At 40.7% G+C, this 15,545-nt stretch carries 14 protein-coding genes and 2 tRNA genes; 12 read left to right on the forward strand and 4 right to left on the reverse strand.

Features of this window, described 5'->3' with window-relative positions; translation table 11 throughout:
- Positions 1–128 precede the first annotated feature (128 nt).
- Positions 129–1,031, forward strand: coding sequence for a hypothetical protein (locus CALSC_RS03505; protein ID WP_088240033.1), 903 nt, complete (start codon positions 129–131; stop codon positions 1,029–1,031).
- 120 nt (positions 1,032–1,151) lie between these two features.
- Here CALSC_RS03505 and nadA read toward each other — a convergent pair whose 3' ends face one another.
- Positions 1,152–2,126: a quinolinate synthase NadA gene (nadA, locus tag CALSC_RS03510; RefSeq protein WP_088240071.1), complete on the reverse strand. Its 975-nt coding sequence runs from the start codon at positions 2,124–2,126 to the stop codon at positions 1,152–1,154.
- Between the two features lie 216 nt (positions 2,127–2,342).
- Between nadA and CALSC_RS03515 the strand changes: the two genes are divergently transcribed.
- From CALSC_RS03515 to CALSC_RS27775, 3 genes are all read left to right on the forward strand, one after another.
- Positions 2,343–3,272 carry a TIGR04168 family protein gene (locus CALSC_RS03515; protein WP_088240034.1) on the forward strand — a complete coding sequence of 310 codons (930 nt, stop codon included), beginning with the start codon at positions 2,343–2,345 and terminating at the stop codon, positions 3,270–3,272.
- Between the two features lie 72 nt (positions 3,273–3,344).
- Positions 3,345–3,429, forward strand: a tRNA-Ser gene (locus tag CALSC_RS03520).
- A gap of 17 nt (positions 3,430–3,446) precedes the next feature.
- Positions 3,447–3,581 (forward strand): hypothetical protein, encoded by a 135-nt coding sequence (locus tag CALSC_RS27775; RefSeq protein WP_268807178.1) that lies wholly within the window; start codon positions 3,447–3,449, stop codon positions 3,579–3,581.
- 86 nt (positions 3,582–3,667) lie between these two features.
- Here CALSC_RS27775 and CALSC_RS03525 read toward each other — a convergent pair whose 3' ends face one another.
- The gene (locus CALSC_RS03525; protein ID WP_088240035.1) at positions 3,668–4,885 is read right to left on the reverse strand and encodes a glutathione S-transferase family protein; all 1,218 of its coding nucleotides are present in this window, start codon (positions 4,883–4,885) and stop codon (positions 3,668–3,670) included.
- A gap of 119 nt (positions 4,886–5,004) precedes the next feature.
- On the opposite strand from CALSC_RS03525, the gene CALSC_RS03530 reads away from it, so the two are divergent.
- Both CALSC_RS03530 and CALSC_RS03535 read left to right on the forward strand, forming a co-directional pair.
- Complete coding sequence (locus CALSC_RS03530) at positions 5,005–6,216, forward strand: RNA-guided endonuclease InsQ/TnpB family protein (protein ID WP_088240036.1); 1,212 nt, start codon at positions 5,005–5,007, stop codon at positions 6,214–6,216.
- 193 nt (positions 6,217–6,409) lie between these two features.
- Positions 6,410–6,817 carry a KTSC domain-containing protein gene (locus CALSC_RS03535; protein ID WP_088240037.1) on the forward strand — a complete coding sequence of 136 codons (408 nt, stop codon included), beginning with the start codon at positions 6,410–6,412 and terminating at the stop codon, positions 6,815–6,817.
- Between the two features lie 82 nt (positions 6,818–6,899).
- Here CALSC_RS03535 and pheT read toward each other — a convergent pair whose 3' ends face one another.
- Positions 6,900–9,335: a phenylalanine--tRNA ligase subunit beta gene (gene pheT, locus CALSC_RS03540; RefSeq protein WP_088240038.1), complete on the reverse strand. Its 2,436-nt coding sequence runs from the start codon at positions 9,333–9,335 to the stop codon at positions 6,900–6,902.
- A 277-nt stretch (positions 9,336–9,612) separates the two neighbouring features.
- Here pheT and CALSC_RS03545 point away from each other — a divergent pair, with 277 nt between their 5' ends.
- The 6 genes from CALSC_RS03545 (at position 9,613) to CALSC_RS03570 (ending at position 13,251) form a co-directional block, all read left to right on the forward strand.
- Entirely contained in the window at positions 9,613–9,876 is a 264-nt protein-coding gene (locus tag CALSC_RS03545; RefSeq protein WP_088240039.1) for a hypothetical protein, read from the forward strand.
- Positions 9,877–10,073: 197 nt separating this feature from the next.
- Positions 10,074–10,310, forward strand: a complete 237-nt coding sequence (locus CALSC_RS03550; RefSeq protein WP_088240072.1) for a DNA-directed RNA polymerase subunit omega — start codon at positions 10,074–10,076, stop codon at positions 10,308–10,310.
- A 23-nt stretch (positions 10,311–10,333) separates the two neighbouring features.
- Positions 10,334–10,840, forward strand: coding sequence for a hypothetical protein (locus CALSC_RS03555; RefSeq protein ID WP_088240040.1), 507 nt, complete (start codon positions 10,334–10,336; stop codon positions 10,838–10,840).
- A gap of 138 nt (positions 10,841–10,978) precedes the next feature.
- A complete protein-coding gene (locus tag CALSC_RS03560; protein WP_088240041.1) occupies positions 10,979–11,344 on the forward strand; it encodes a DUF1818 family protein in 366 nt (121 codons plus the stop codon).
- A gap of 94 nt (positions 11,345–11,438) precedes the next feature.
- A tRNA-Pro gene (locus CALSC_RS03565) sits at positions 11,439–11,512 on the forward strand.
- A gap of 545 nt (positions 11,513–12,057) precedes the next feature.
- Entirely contained in the window at positions 12,058–13,251 is a 1,194-nt protein-coding gene (locus tag CALSC_RS03570) for an NAD-dependent epimerase/dehydratase family protein (protein ID WP_088240042.1), read from the forward strand.
- Between the two features lie 715 nt (positions 13,252–13,966).
- On the opposite strand, the gene CALSC_RS03575 is transcribed toward CALSC_RS03570, so the two are convergent.
- Positions 13,967–15,343 (reverse strand): UDP-N-acetylmuramoyl-tripeptide--D-alanyl-D-alanine ligase, encoded by a 1,377-nt coding sequence (locus tag CALSC_RS03575; RefSeq protein WP_088240043.1) that lies wholly within the window; start codon positions 15,341–15,343, stop codon positions 13,967–13,969.
- Positions 15,344–15,545: the final 202 nt, after the last annotated feature.

Consider the following 15,545-nt stretch of genomic DNA (forward strand, 5'->3'; position numbering starts at 1 on the left):
CTTGTAGGCTATTATTTAGAATGAGAATGTGATATCAAGAATTTATTTGTCTTTCTCTGATATTTACTCGTAAAATCTAATTAATATAAAAGTTCAAGGTTTATAAAGCGTTCGCTAGACCACAAATAATGGTAGACCGAATTAATGATATCGCTTGGCAAGCACATCAAGGTAGCGTTGCAGCGATTATTCAGTTGTTAAATGAGAATCTGGCTCACTTAGGTGTGAGAACTAGGGCTGTTTTTTCTAACGGTGTCTTACAGCTTTTATGTGAGGCTCAAACAGTAGAGCAATTAGAACAAAGCAATCTTATTCAGCACATCCAACAAGTTTTGGAGTCAATAGCACCACGCAATATTAATCGAATCAGTATAAATAGCCGTATTGTCCGAGAACAGCAGTTACTTTGGCTAGAGGAAATTAGTCGTGATGCAGAAAATCAACTACTATGGTCAGAAGAAATAGAGTTAGATAAACCTAATATCTTGCGTAAGATTGTTCAAGATTTTCAAGAGCGTCAACAGGAAGATAGTCAAGCTTATCAACATGTGGTTCTTGCTCACAATAATCAAACGAAAAAAATAGGTTGGGGTTGGGTAAAAACTGGTTTAAGCCTATGCTTATTCTTATTATTAGGAGGGTGGACTACTTATTATCTGTTAGGAAATAAATTTAAAAATCCCCTTTCTGGAGAAACATCTAAATATTTCACTACAACCATAAAATCTTTAGAAAAGAATATTAACCAAACACGAATTCAAGATTATTCTCGTCAAAATTCTTTCAACTCAGAAGAAGATCCTTTTGCTGCGGCAGTCAGAATTGCTAACATAACTTCAGATAAAGGGAAAATAGCTAAAACAGATACTCAGTGGCTAGAATTAGCTGCGAATTGGCAAAGAGCATCTTACTTAATGAGTTTAGTATCACCCAATCATAGTCGTTATCAAGAAGCTCAAATCCGGATTAAATTGTATAAGAAGTATAGTGAAGCAGCCCAGAAAGAGGCAAATAAAACGTCTGATTCTTAGTGATGGAAGTAGCCCAATTAGTCATTGTATTATTTGACATAATTTTGACATAATAATAATAAAGCCAGTAGAGACGCGATAATGCCGCATCTCTACAAACTATATATTCGCTAATGCAAATTAAATACTCATCTCTAACATCCGTTGAATTGGGAGCGAAGCTGCTAACCGAGTATCCTCTGACATATTAATTTCCGGCGTCCGGTTACTCATCGCTAAATACAGCTTTTCTAAAGTATTTAACCGCATAAATGGGCACTCATTACAATTGCAATTATTCGTAGGTGGTGCAGGTATAAAAGTTTTATCTGGTGCAGCTTTTTGCATTTGGTGGATAATTCCTGGTTCTGTGGCAACAATAAATTCTTGTGCTGAACTTTGTTGACAATGCTTGAGTAAAGCTGCTGTCGAACCAATGTAATTAGCATGAAATAATACTGGTTCTTCGCACTCCGGATGAGCAATTACCTCAGCCTGTGGATGGGTAATTTTTAACTGGACAATCTTCTTTTCTGAAAATGTTTCATGGACAATACAGCTACCTTGCCACAGCAACATTTCGCGCCCAGTCTGTTGCATAACATACCGTCCTAAATTTCTGTCTGGAGCGAAAATAATCGGCTGTTCTGCTGGTATTTGCTGGACAATCTTCACTGCATTAGAACTAGTGCAAATAATGTCGCTCATGGCTTTAATTTCCGCAGAGCAGTTGATGTAAGAAACAACCAAATGATCTGGGTGAGCGGCTTTAAAAGCTGCAAATTCATCTGGTGGACAACTATCTGCTAGAGAACAACCAGCATCTAAATCTGGTAAGAGCACCAATTTGTCAGGATTGAGAATTTTCGCCGTTTCTGCCATGAAGTGAACCCCAGCAAAAACAATTACATCCGCATTTGTATTTGCCGCAGCTTTTGCCAATTGCAGGGAATCTCCAATAAAGTCGGCAATATCTTGAATATCTGGCTCTTGATAGTAATGAGCTAGGATAACGGCATTGAGTTCTTGTTTCAGAGTCTCAATAGCTACAAATAAATCCAGTGGTAATGCACCCACTTGGGTATTGTCTCGTTGAGCAAGAGCAGTCGTAAACACAATTAGGAGTTGCTGATTATAGGTTGTGTAATTAATTATAGTAGATATTACCAAAAATAGCATAGCGATCGCTAATTATTTAAAAAAAGTGGGTAAAGATAATTTCCCAAGGGATATAAAATAAATAGGATTGCTATGGAGAATACCAATTAGAGGAATTTGTGCCAAATGTCTTTGATTCTCATATCCTGGAAGTAGACGGCTTTTGAAACAGGCATGACCAGTCAAAAAACTTTATTAAGAACCCTCAAAATAGCTGTAGTTGGCGATATTCACGACCAATGGGAAGAGGATGATGGCATAGCATTAAAGCATTTGGGTGTTGACCTGGTGCTGTTTGTGGGAGACTTTGGCAATGAATCGGTGGAATTGGTAAGAAAGATTGCATCTTTGGATATTCCCAAAGCGGCGGTAATGGGCAATCACGATGCCTGGTACACTGCGACGGAATGGGGGCGGAGGAAGTGCCCCTATGACCGCACTAAGGAGGACTGGGTACAGAAACAGCTAGACTTATTGGGTGAAGCTCATGTTGGTTATGGCAAGTTGGATTTACCCAGTTTCAATTTAACTGTGGTAGGGGGTCGTCCTTTTAGCTGGGGGGGACCTGAATGGAAATTTGCTGATATTTGCCGAGAACGATATGGGGTGAATGATTTGGAGGAATCTGCCGCACGCATATCAGCAGAAGCAAAAAAAGCTACTTATGAGACAGTAATTTTTCTGGGGCATAATGGTCCTTCTGGATTAGGTGATCGCGCGGAAGATCCTTGTGGTAAAGATTGGTATCCCATAGGTGGTGACTATGGCGACCCTGATTTAGCATCGGCAATTTCCCAAAGTCTGACAGCAGGAAAAATAATCCCTTTAGTAACATTTGGTCATATGCATCATACCCTACGGCATACTAAAAAAATGCTACGTAAGCGAGTATTTAAGAGTCCAGAGGGGACAATCTATCTGAATGCTGCCAGTGTGCCTAGAATTAAAGAGAATGGTAGGGATAAACAGCGTACCTTTGCCATTGTTTCCTTAGAAGAGGGAACAGTTTCACAAATTGCCCAAGTCTGGGTTGGTAATGGTTTCAGCCTTGTATCTGAGGAAATTTTGTATCAACAACCCCGTCCCCTAGTGCAAACTGCGTAGATTATGGGTTATATTATGTAATTGGTCAGCCTTTTTGCTGACAGCTGATGGTTAAAAGCCAGCAGCTTTTTTGGAGAGGTGGCAGAGTGGTCGAATGCGCTCGACTTGAAATCGAGTGATGTGAAAGCATCCGTGGGTTCGAATCCCACCCTCTCCGTTGGAGGAAATATATAGTTGTTCCAATTAATTTCCGTAGTGGGAGCCGGAAAGCCCCCTCATCTCTTAATACAGGTAATACCAATTCTCCAAAATAAAGCTACACATGGACAGCAGGGAGCAGGGGGAGAAATATCTGTAGCCAGGATTTAGAGAAATGGTATAACATGCCTACACTACAAAGTTTGTTTGGGATTCTCCCTCTAATACGAAATATCTGTTTTTTTATTTGAAATTACTTAGGCTACATTCTCCTTGCTGGAAAAATTAGATGGGTCTTGGTCATATCGATGCTTGATGGGAATTGTTTCTGGCTGTCCATCACCTACAAGAGCGGCGGTTTTCTCTAAAGCTGACCTCAATTCCTTGGCTGCATAAATGGACATATCGCGGGGTACATTAATGCGATCGCGCAAATATCGTAAAGGGACATCAGAACCGGATGGAGGTACGCATTCTTCACCAGTCATCATGTACGTTAAAGCACAACGTAGGGCTTGATCAAACAATTTATCCTCAGCAGGGTTAACTCGAATAATATTGGTGTGGTGGTCGATAACTCGTCGCAAAGCTTCCATACGGGAATTTTCTGGTTCTGGATAACTCACATCTGGTAGTCCAAACCAAGGACCATTATCCACCCGTACTTTATTGATCAGCATTTGGGGTTCGCCATTTTCCCAGCAGCCTCCCATTTGGGGAGGTAAATCATGGGCGTGGGTGTGAAAGTCACTCTGGGTACCACGATAGGTAGGTCGGCTTTCCATCCCTGTAAACCATTCCCTCAAGTGCGGATTTTCTTCCCGCAAGGAATAGCCCTTGTAGTAGTAAAGGCTGGCGTTCATTCGCTCCACATAGGGGGTAAAGATAACATCAACAGTACCGAATGTATCCAGAAAGTACGGTCCTGAGGTACTAGCCAAAGCCTTCTCAACCTTAGCCACTACCCCAATAAACTGTTCTCGGTTGCGTCGTTCTTGTTGAGAGGAAATTACCGGGTAACACAGCCAATTACACCAGGCTCTAAATAACAGTCGTTCTAGTTGACGCAAAGAAAACACCTTGGGATCTTTCATACTTTGGTTCAATGGACCAAAAACCTTTTCCAAAGCAATTAAGATATCATCGCTTTCCTTAATGATTCGTCTATCTAGCTCGATCACAGGTAGCATTCCCGAGGGAACCTTACGTTTATACCAACTTTCTTTCTCCCCATAACAGAACATTGTCACTTTTTGGATGCGGTAGGGTATCTGTTTTTCTTCCAGCCATAACCAAACTTTTTGACAGTAAGGACACCAAGCATGGTTGTCACGATACAGTGTTACCCGCACTTCAGATTCGGGTTTTCCAAATAAACGTAACCTGGCTCTAGAGTTGGTAGGACCATTAATGGTGTCTATTTGATAGTTCGTCAGGGTTTCTAGTTCTTGCCAACTTAAGGGTAGGGTAGTCATAGGATGAGTTAGGTAGTGTGAGAGCTTTTATTGACCGAAACTAATGGGATACAAGCCCCGTCCTTCTAGGACAGCTTTGTTTATGTTATACTAATTGCCGTAGAAGTTTTCCACGTCAAATGGTCGTTTTCGAGTTTAAGGCAAAAGGGAAAACAACTCAATATGCAGCTATCAACGAAGCGATCAAAACTGCTCAATTTGTCCGCAACAAGTGCATTCGTTTTTGGATGGATAACCCAGGTGTAGGGCAGAAACAGCTATATCGCTACAACACTGTGTTAAGAGCCCAATACTCCTTCGTAAAAGACTTAAACTCTCATGCCTGTCAGGTAGGAGTAGAAAGAGCATATAGCTCTATAGCTAGGTTCTACCACAATTGCAAAAAACAAATCTCTGGTAAAAAGGGATATCCCAAGTTCAAGAAAAATAACCGTTCGCTGGAATACAAGACCTCTGGGTGGAAACTATCAGAAACGAGAAAACAGATAACCTTCACAGACAAAAAGGGAATTGGCAAACTTAATCTCAAAGGAACGTGGGATTTAAACTTCTACCCATTAGAACAGATAAAACGGGTTAGGTTAGTCCGTCGTGCTGATGGATACTATGTTCAATTTCTTATAAGTGTAGAGAATAAAATAGAAGCACAACCAACGGGCAAAACTATAGGTTTGGACGTTGGGCTGAAACAGTTCTATACAGACAGTAATGGATATAGTGAACCTAACCCAAGATTTTATCGCACAGGAGAAAAGCGTCTGAAGTTGCGACAAAGACGTGTTTATCGCAAGAAAAAAGGCTCTATCAACCGGAAAAAAGCTATTAATAGATTAGGTCGAGTACACCTGAAAATAAGTAGGCAACGTGAAGAACACGCCAAAACAGTGGCGCGTTGCGTAATCCAATCTCACGATTTGGTAGCCTATGAAGATTTGAGGATTAAAAATTTAGTTAAAAATCATTGTCTTGCTAAGTCTATTAATGATGCTGGTTGGTATCAATTCAGAAAATGGTTAGAGTATTTTGGGGTGAAGTTTGGTAGGGTAACTGTTGCAGTCAATCCTGCCTACACATCCCAAGAATGCTCTAACTGTGGGGCAGTAGTCAAAAAATCTCTATCCACAAGAACCCATATTTGTAAATGTGGATTTGTGCTGGATCGAGACTGGAATGCTGCTATTAATATTCTCAAATTAGCCTTGAGTACGGTAGGGCATACCGGAACTTGGATCAACGATCCCAACGCTTCAGGAGATTCTACCTCTACTTGTGCTGGAGAAATCCTGCATGAGCAAGTTGGGTCTATGAATGAAGAATCTTCGCCCTTGTAGGGTACAGAGTGTCAATTTACAATATTTTTCATCCCACCCACGCCCCATTAAGCGATCGGCGTTGCTGAATTCAGCCTGTTTTTTGGCTTTGCACCTATTGATAATTTATAGTATACTTGTACTATAAATTAAATATTTAAACTCAAAATCTTCATAGGTATTTAGTCAATTCGGTAACGGGAGAGCATGACTGATGAAGCTATCTAGGTTGTATTTAAGTAATATTGTGGCGATCGCTCATTCTGGGGAATACTTACAATTGCTGATAGATAGGGGGAATGAATTGGAATTGTTGGAAATTCCTGCACCAGTGGAAGCTTACGAAGGATTAGAGGAATTAAATCAGATTGTTACAGATTCCCTGGCATTACCTACAATAGACGAAGCGATCGCAATGTTGCCAGTGGAATCATCTATGGCAAATGCTGTAGGTTATGACAGTGATGAAGAAGTCTTACAAGTCGAGTTTAATAATGGAGCCATATACCAGTATCAAGATGTTGATGATCAGATATGGGATGGCTTGTACAAAACTGACTCCATTGGTAAATTCTTTAACAGTAAAATTAGGGGAAAATACCAATACCAGCGCCTTGATTAGGAGTTAGAAGTTAGGAGTTAGGAGTTAGGGATTTTGTATTCCATCCCTCCATCACTCCATCACTCCATCACTCCTCTTCTCCCTAGCTTCTGAGACTAACACCAAATTTCTCTACCAAAGCTTCCCGGACTTTATCATGTACGGTTTCCACCTCCTTATCCTTAAGGGTGCGATCGCTGGCTCGATAAATGAGGCGAAATGCTAAACTACGCTGTCCTGAGGGTACATTTTCACCACGGTATTCATCAAACAATTCCACTGAATCCAGCAAACTTTTACCTGCTTTATTAATGGCTTTTTGAATTTCAGCAACGGTAACATCCACAGGTGCAAAGAAGGCAATATCGCGGTCTGATGCAGGATAGGTTGAGTAAGATTTGAATGTGGGAATCAGAATTTCATCTTCATCTAAGGCATCTAATAATACATCTAAATCCAGTTGAAATACATAGACTGAATCCGGCAAGTCTTTATCTTTTCGTAATTGGGGATGTAATTGCCCGAATACTCCCAGTTTATTACCTCCCACCCATAAGGAAGCAGTACGTCCTGGATGGAGGCGGTTATCTTGGCGATCTGGTTGGTATTCAACTTGCAAACCCATTTGGCTAAATACACTTTCTAAAATGCCTTTAGCTGCAAACCAATCCATTGGTTGTTCTCTACCACTGTTATGCCAATGGCTAGAGGTAATGTCACCTCCGATGATTCCCGCCACTGCATCGGCTTCTTGTAATCCTTCTTCTTGCCAAAAAATCCGGCCAATTTCAAAGCCATTTAAGGAGCCATTTCCCTGCTCCAAGTTGTATTGAAAAGCATCAATCAATCCAGAAATTAAATCAGTTCTCAGGGCAGAATATTCGGTGAATAGAGGATTGCTGAGCTGTATTTGGTTATTTTCTCCTGGTTTGACTAAGGAGTAATGCATTAATTCTGTTAACCCTTCTGCTCGGAAACTAGCTCGCAATTTGCGGGTTAATTCTTGGTCAAGGGGTAAATAACCAGCTTCAGATTTTTCGGGGAGAGTATCACTAAAGCGATCGTAACCGTAAAGGCGAGCAATTTCTTCAATTAAGTCAATTTCCCGTTCTAAGTCAAGATAGCGGTAGGGGGGAACTGTCACCGTCCAATTTTTATCCTCTGTAGGTGTTAGTTGACACCCCAAGGCAGTGAGAATACCTTCCACATCTGCGCTTTCTAACTCACCCATCTCATCATTACCAAGTTCCACAGGGCCCAGAACTTGATTCACCCGCTCTAAACGCAATTCGATGGAACGAGTCCAAGTTGCTGGATCGGGACGACTATCAGCTTTCTCTTGGGTAATAATTTTACCACCAGCTAATTCGGTAATTAAGGAGAGGGCGCGGCGACAAGCGATTTCCAAGCCAACACTATTTACACCCCGTTCGTATCTCCCAGAAGATTCACTTCTCAAACCAACACTGCGGGAAGAACGGCGAATGGCAACGGAATCAAACAAAGCTGCTTCTAAGACGATGTTTTCAGTTCCAGAATGGACTTCTGTTTCTGCTCCTCCCATTACACCTGCCAAAGCCACAGGTTTCTCATTAGCAGTAATTAGTAAGTTTTGAGTAGCTAGGTTACGGGTTTGTCCATCCAGAGTTTTCAAAGTTTCCTCGGCATAGGCAAAGCGAACCCCAATAGTTAGTTTTTCACCACCAGTCACAGACTGCAAGCGGTCACCATCAAAGGCGTGGAGTGGTTGTCCCCATTCCAACAATATATAGTTAGTAATATCAACAATATTATTAATGGGACGCATTCCCGCACTGTGCAATCGCTGTTGCAACCAGTCGGGGGAGGGAGCAATTTTTATACCTGCAACTACTGTACCGAAATAGGCCGGACAAGCTTGGGATTCACTAATTTTTAAAGTTAAATTACCTACACCTTGGGGTAAGGAAATAGTATCAACTTCGGGAATACTTAACTTTCCACCAGTCAGGGCGGCGACTTCCCTTGCTACTCCGACCATACTCAAAGCATCAGCACGATTAGCAGTAGAAGTTAAATCTAGAATAATATCATCCAAACCCAAGAAGGGGCGAACATCACTACCTAATTGTAAATTTTCTTGGTTGAAAATATGAATACCATTAATATCCGTGGGTAAACCTAGTTCTTTTAAGGAGCAAATCATGCCATTAGAAGGTTCACCACGGAGCTTGGTGGGCTTAATTTTTAAATCAATATTGGGGAGGTATGTACCAACGGTTGCCACGGGTACATAAATATCTGCACATACATTTGATGCACCACAAACAATGTTTAAAGGTTCTCCCTTACCAATATCAACTTGGCAAACACTTAACTTGTCAGCATTAGGGTGGGGTTGGCGTTCTACTACCTTTCCTATGACCACACCATCTGCCCAAGTGCGGCGATCTTCAATTTCTTCGACCTCAAACCCAGCCATGGTGAGGGTTTCGGCTAATTCTTCAGGGCTAAGTTTAATTTCGACTAGTTCCCGCAGCCAATTTAGAGAAATACGCATGGAATGAGTTTGCTTGTTCTATAAAGATTTTGTTTGCTCTAATTCATATTATCCGTTTATCCGTAAACCTTATCAGTGAATCGGATTGTTGATAAACAGTACTGGTATTCTACCAAATTCATTGTTTTGCAGAAGTCGGCGAACTTTAGCAAAGCTGACAATAATCTTCTTTACCTTTTAGTACTAATGTACTATAATAAAGGGGTGATGATGCATTGGTTCTGTAATACTCCCAAAGCTTCAATTATTTAGTTATGTGGATGCAGAGGTTTATCCTATGATCGAACACTATATTCTTAACCTGAATCCCACAGCCAAACATGAATGGGATAGATGTATATTACGTGATCCTCTTACTGGACAACGTCCAGACCTGGCTAAACTGGTAGCAGAAGCGATAGGGGCAAATGCAGGTAATTATTTAGTGAGTGTAAATATTGAGATAAAAGTATTAAAACAAACTAATGTGCCTCAAACAGAACAATTATCCTTAAATATGTCAGAGATGAAAGATAAGCCCCAATTGCGGGAGGTGGCTTGAAGAAGGCAGAGGGCAGAGGCAGGGAGCAGGGGGAAGGAAAAATTCTACTTCGATAATTGGTAGTGCCCATTTTTTTCATTGGGGCTGCCTTACTCGAAGAGCTAATAAAAATATTGTCGCTGGAGCAAAAATTCAAGTTCTTGCCATGCATAAATATAGTGCTGCTAAACTGGGAGTTGACCCCCAATATGCTGACTATGTTAAGACGTTCTAAATTCGATACCACCCAGTCTCAAATTATGCACCGCGCTGAAGACTTGATTGGTGCTGCATCTAACCGTTACCGAATTACGGTACAGGTAGCCCATCGTGCCAAACGTCGGCGTTATGAAGACTTTGACAGTGGGGAAGATATGCTGATGAAGCCTGTACTCAGAGCGATTATCGAAATGTCTGACGAACTAACTCAGCCAGAAATTATTGGAGAATTATAGGTATCTAGCTTTTGGTAGGGGGAATGAGAAAAAAATCATTATTCATTCAACCACTGTTCAAAACTTTGCCTGCACTCACTATCTTCACGGTGGTGGGTGTAATAACTAGTTTTGCAACAACTGAATTAAAATTTACTGGGATAATTGGTATCCAACCAGCGATCGCTCAATTCCCAAACTCTGGCGATATTGACCAAATAATTTATCAAAAAATACCCGACTTACCACGGGAGAATCAGTACATCAGCAAAGAGACTAAGAAAGTTGCTACTAACAACACCCTAGTTAGTCGAATTATTAGCTATCACAATTACGTTAAAAGACGACCGCCAAACTATCGACTAGATTGGAAATTGACTTTAGCCGACTATCTGGGTGCTAATGAAATGATGTACGAGAAATTCTATCCTGGTAATGATACCTTAAAGAAAAATCCCTTAAAAGGCGATCGCGCAGCCATTAAAAAACTCAACCGCCGCCAGCGAAATGCCTTGGTACAAGCCCTAGTTGATTCTTTTAGCAGTAATTAGCCTCTTTCCTCACTCCTTCTCTCCTGACTTATAAGCAGGGGGCAGGGGGCAGGGAGCAGGGGGAAGGAAAAATTACACTTAGATAATTGATGGTGCAAATTATTTTTCATCGGGACTCCTTCACTCCTTCACTCCTAAATGGAACGTGTAATCAAAAGTGGTAACGGCTGGCGTATTGGCTGGAACCCACAAGCAAATGAATTTAAAGGTTTAGTTGGTACAGATGATTGGGCAATTGAGCTCACGGAAGTAGAATTGAATGATTTCTGCCGTCTACTGTTACAACTCAGTGACACAATGAGGCAAATCGCCACAGAAATCATGGATGAAGAAAAAATTACCTGTGAAGCGGAAAGTGATTTACTGTGGATGGAAGTAACTGGCTATCCCCATGAATATAGTTTGCGATTTATCCTCAATTCAGGGCGCTGTGTAGAAGGCAGTTGGAATGCCTCCGCCTTACCAGGTTTACAACAAGCTGCCGGGATGCTGCAAGTTTTTTAAGCCTTGTGGTTGCTTATTATTAAACTCATGTTAATATATTAAAGCCGCAATTAAATTTTGAACTTTCCTACAAGAAACTCAAAATTATCTGTGACGGGGCGTAGCGCAGCTTGGTAGCGCGCCACTTTGGGGTAGTGGAGGTCGTGGGTTCAAATCCCGCCGCTCCGATTAATAATTATTGCATAACACTTGTTTGTCTTCACTAACGCATTAGTGTGGTTGTTAACTATTTGAATGTTCAGTATTTACCCATATCATCAGCCAGTCAAGTCCCTTAGATTGTGAAACAGAGCAAAGTTACTAACTTCAACAGATGAGGTTGGTACATCTATAAGGACTTCAGGTCAGTCTCGCTTGCGAGTTATTTCTTCTATTTTCAGCGAGTGACTTATAGCAAAATAATTTTTCTTTTTCACAGGATGTGAAAAGTTATGTCCAAGATATCTTGAGATTAAGATGGATTATAACCTAAATAAGAACAATAGCTGTTTGGAATTGAAAGTAGCTCCGAATCCACCCAGCTTCCTGACCAGATACCCAGCTTTTAGCCAATAATCCAGATTGCAAGGTAAAACCAGAAACATAGCCCAAGGATATTTGGTTCCAAGGATTAGTAACAGGACTAAATTAACAAATTTTGATAGAAAGCCTTACTATTCTGTACAATCACAATTAAAGCAGTGGAACATACTAAATATTCTGTGAGGTAACAAATGAAAATTATGATCCTAGGTGGAGACGGTTTTTGTGGCTGGCCAACAGCATTACATCTCTCCAACAAAGGTCACGATATTGTCATAGTCGATAATTTATCTCGCCGTAATATCGACAATGAACTAGAAACCAATTCCTTGACTCCTATTAGTCCGATATCTATACGAATTCAGGCTTGGAAGGAAGTCACTGGAAAATTAATTCAGTTCTATAGATTAAATGTTGCCACAGAATACGATCGCCTGCTGAATTTATTTTGCACCTATCGTCCTGATGTTGTAGTTCATTTTGCAGAACAACGAGCAGCTCCTTACTCGATGAAATCTGGTGTCCAAAAACGCTACACAGTTAATAACAATTTAAATGCAACCCATAATGTTCTCTGCGCTATTGTCGAATCAGGTTTAGATATACATGTGGTACATTTAGGAACCATGGGCGTTTACGGATATGGGACAGCCGGGATGAAAATTCCTGAAGGCTATATGGATATCCAAGTTGTGAATGATACTGGAGAAGTAATTAAAAAACAAATCCTGCACCCTGCTAACCCTGGCAGTGTATATCATATGACAAAAACCCAGGATCAGCTGTTCTTTTCTTACTACAATAAAAACGACCAAATTAGAATCACAGACTTGCACCAAGGCATAGTTTGGGGGACAAATACTGCTGAAACAAAATTGGACGAACGCCTAATTAATCGCTTTGATTATGATGGTGACTATGGGACTATACTCAATCGGTTCCTCATGCAAGCTGCGATTAATTATCCTTTGACTGTTCACGGAACCGGGGGACAAACTCGCGCTTTTATACATATTCAAGATACAGTTAAGTGTGTCGAGTTAGCTATCAATAATCCTCCCCAAGCTGGTGAAAGAGTGAAAATCCTCAATCAAATGACTGAAACTCATAAGGTGAGGGATTTAGCTAAATTAATTTCGGAATTAACAGGGGTTGATATTCAATATATAGAAAATCCCCGCAATGAAGCTGCTGAAAATGAATTATATGTTGAAAACAAATGCTTTTTAGATATGGGTCTGAGACCAACTAAACTTGATGTTGGTCTAATGATGGAAGTAACTGAAATTGCCAAAAAATATGCTGCTAATTGCGATCGCACCAAAATTCCTTGTACTTCTACTTGGCGGAAAACTAAAGTAAAGGCTGAGTCAGTACCAGTGTAACATTTGATGTGGGGTTAAATCTAGTACACATTGGTGTAAATTAAACTAACAATTTCAAATCATTAAAAAGCCTACTCCATCAGCTTTTTGAATTTTTACCGAAAAATTGGGTTTAAAGCCCCGTGCTTCTAGCACGGCTTAGCGGTAAAGCGCACATATAAAAGACGCAGTAGGTCAAGCGGACAGTCCCTGATCCGGAAAAAAAGGTAGTATAAATCCTAAATCTTGTACTAAATGTGGGGACAAAACGAAAAATCGATAAACCATTCCAAGCACGGTCGGGCAGTCCGTGTTAGCTTGTGGACGTATCCAAACGGGGGATTTAAGTGCTTGCATTTAGGTTCTAGGGAGGACGAGGACGGATGAAGCAAGAATCCTCGCACCTTTAGGTCGAGGAGTGTCAATCCTTAGAAGAATGTAGAGACGGGTTAGCGTAGCTCCTCCCGGAGGGAGGCTATATCGCGTCTCTACAAGGGTTTTGGTTGACGCATATTTAGGGTCTGCTGAATAACTGAAAAATATTGATTTATCAATGCTTTGAGGCTATTTTATTGGAGACTAAGTGCAAGGAAATTATGATTTTAGGTGTAAAATCCTTGCATCTGTTATTTTTTCTGGCAAAAAGAATAGAAATAAAGAGGCTGGAACTACTCTCGACTCCTTACTCCCACCAAAAGCTTTTATGCCTAACGGCACGCTCCGCAGCAAGCCCTAATTATCTAGATTCATGACTAGCATTGACGCAGAAATCATCACGCAACTGACTAACAACCCGATATAGACCCACAGAATGAGCTGCTTTAAACAAAATCCGATCGCCTGGTTGAATATACTCTTTCAATCCATTCAATAATTCCACGTGGCTGCTAAAGCATTCTATGGGTACACCGACTACATTTCTGGCAATAGTAGCAGCGTCTTCACAATCAACTAATACCAACAACCCATCTAATTGCAAATCCTGCACTGTTTTACCTACTTGTTGATGTAACTGGTGCGATCGCTCACCTAATTCTTTCATTGCCCCCAATACGGCAATTCTTCTTTTACCTGGTGTATTTGCTAATAAATTTAATGATGCTGCCATTGCTTCTGGTGCAGCATTGTAAGTTTCATCTAAGATTACCACATCATTGGGTAATTCAAACCGTTGCGATCGCCCTCCTGGCATATCCACCATCACACCAGTTTGCAGACTACCCCAATCAATACCTAGAACCTTGGCTACAGCTAAAGCAGCCATATAATTAGCAGCAATGTGACCACCGGGCATAGGTAAATGAAACCTCATCCCTTCTATTTCCAAGGTTTGCATATCGATTAATTGACCTTGAATATCTCCACCACTAAAACCAAAGGAAATTACTTTACCTTGCCATATTTGCCCTGCTGTTTCCATTAATAAGGGATTATCATAATTGAGAATTGCCACAGCATCCCCTGGCATTTGGGCTAATAACTCACATTTGGCAGCAGCAATTGCTGTTTCTGAACCAAGTAACTCAATATGCGCTGTACCAACATTAGTAATCACCCCAATAGTTGGATGGACTATATTTGTTAACTCCGCAATTTGTCCTACTCCCCGCATTGCCATCTCAACAACGGCATAATCATGGTCTGCATCCAATTCCAGTAGGGTTTTTGGTACTCCAATCTCATTATTAAAATTGCCATAGGTTTTATGAACAGTACCTTGAGTAGCCAAAACCGCCGCAATTAACTCTTTTGTGGTAGTTTTCCCCACCGAACCCGTTACCCCAATTACTGGTATCGAAAAACAATCACGCCACCACCTAGCAATTCGCTGATATGCTTCTAAAGTATTTGCAACTTGTAAAACTGGAATGTCCCCATATTGATATTCAAAATCAATTATGGCAGCTATTGCCCCTTTAGCGATCGCCATAGGGACAAACTCATGTCCATCAAATTTTTCCCCCCGTAAAGCCAAAAATACCTCACCTGGCTTGAGGATACGGGTATCTGTTTGTATCCCATTACAAAGTTGTGTTAAAGCTGCTGCCGATAAATTGGCAGACTTGGCATCAAGAACATCTATGAATTGGTTGAGATTCGCAGAGCAAGGCATGATATTTACAGTATTTTTGCGGATTTTAAATATCTTAAACCCTATGGTATATTTACATTTCGCAATAAATCAATGAATGAGAGAAATTCGGGTATATACCTTATCCTTCAAGGGTATAGAGAGCAAAATCTTATCAATTTTATGATTTTTTTGTAGACAAAATAAAGTTCCAAAGTTAATATTGTTACACAGACTTGTTAAA

Origin of the sequence: Calothrix rhizosoleniae SC01, assembly GCF_900185595.1 — a bacterium.
Classification (GTDB): Bacteria; Cyanobacteriota; Cyanobacteriia; order Cyanobacteriales; family Nostocaceae; genus Calothrix_A; species Calothrix_A rhizosoleniae.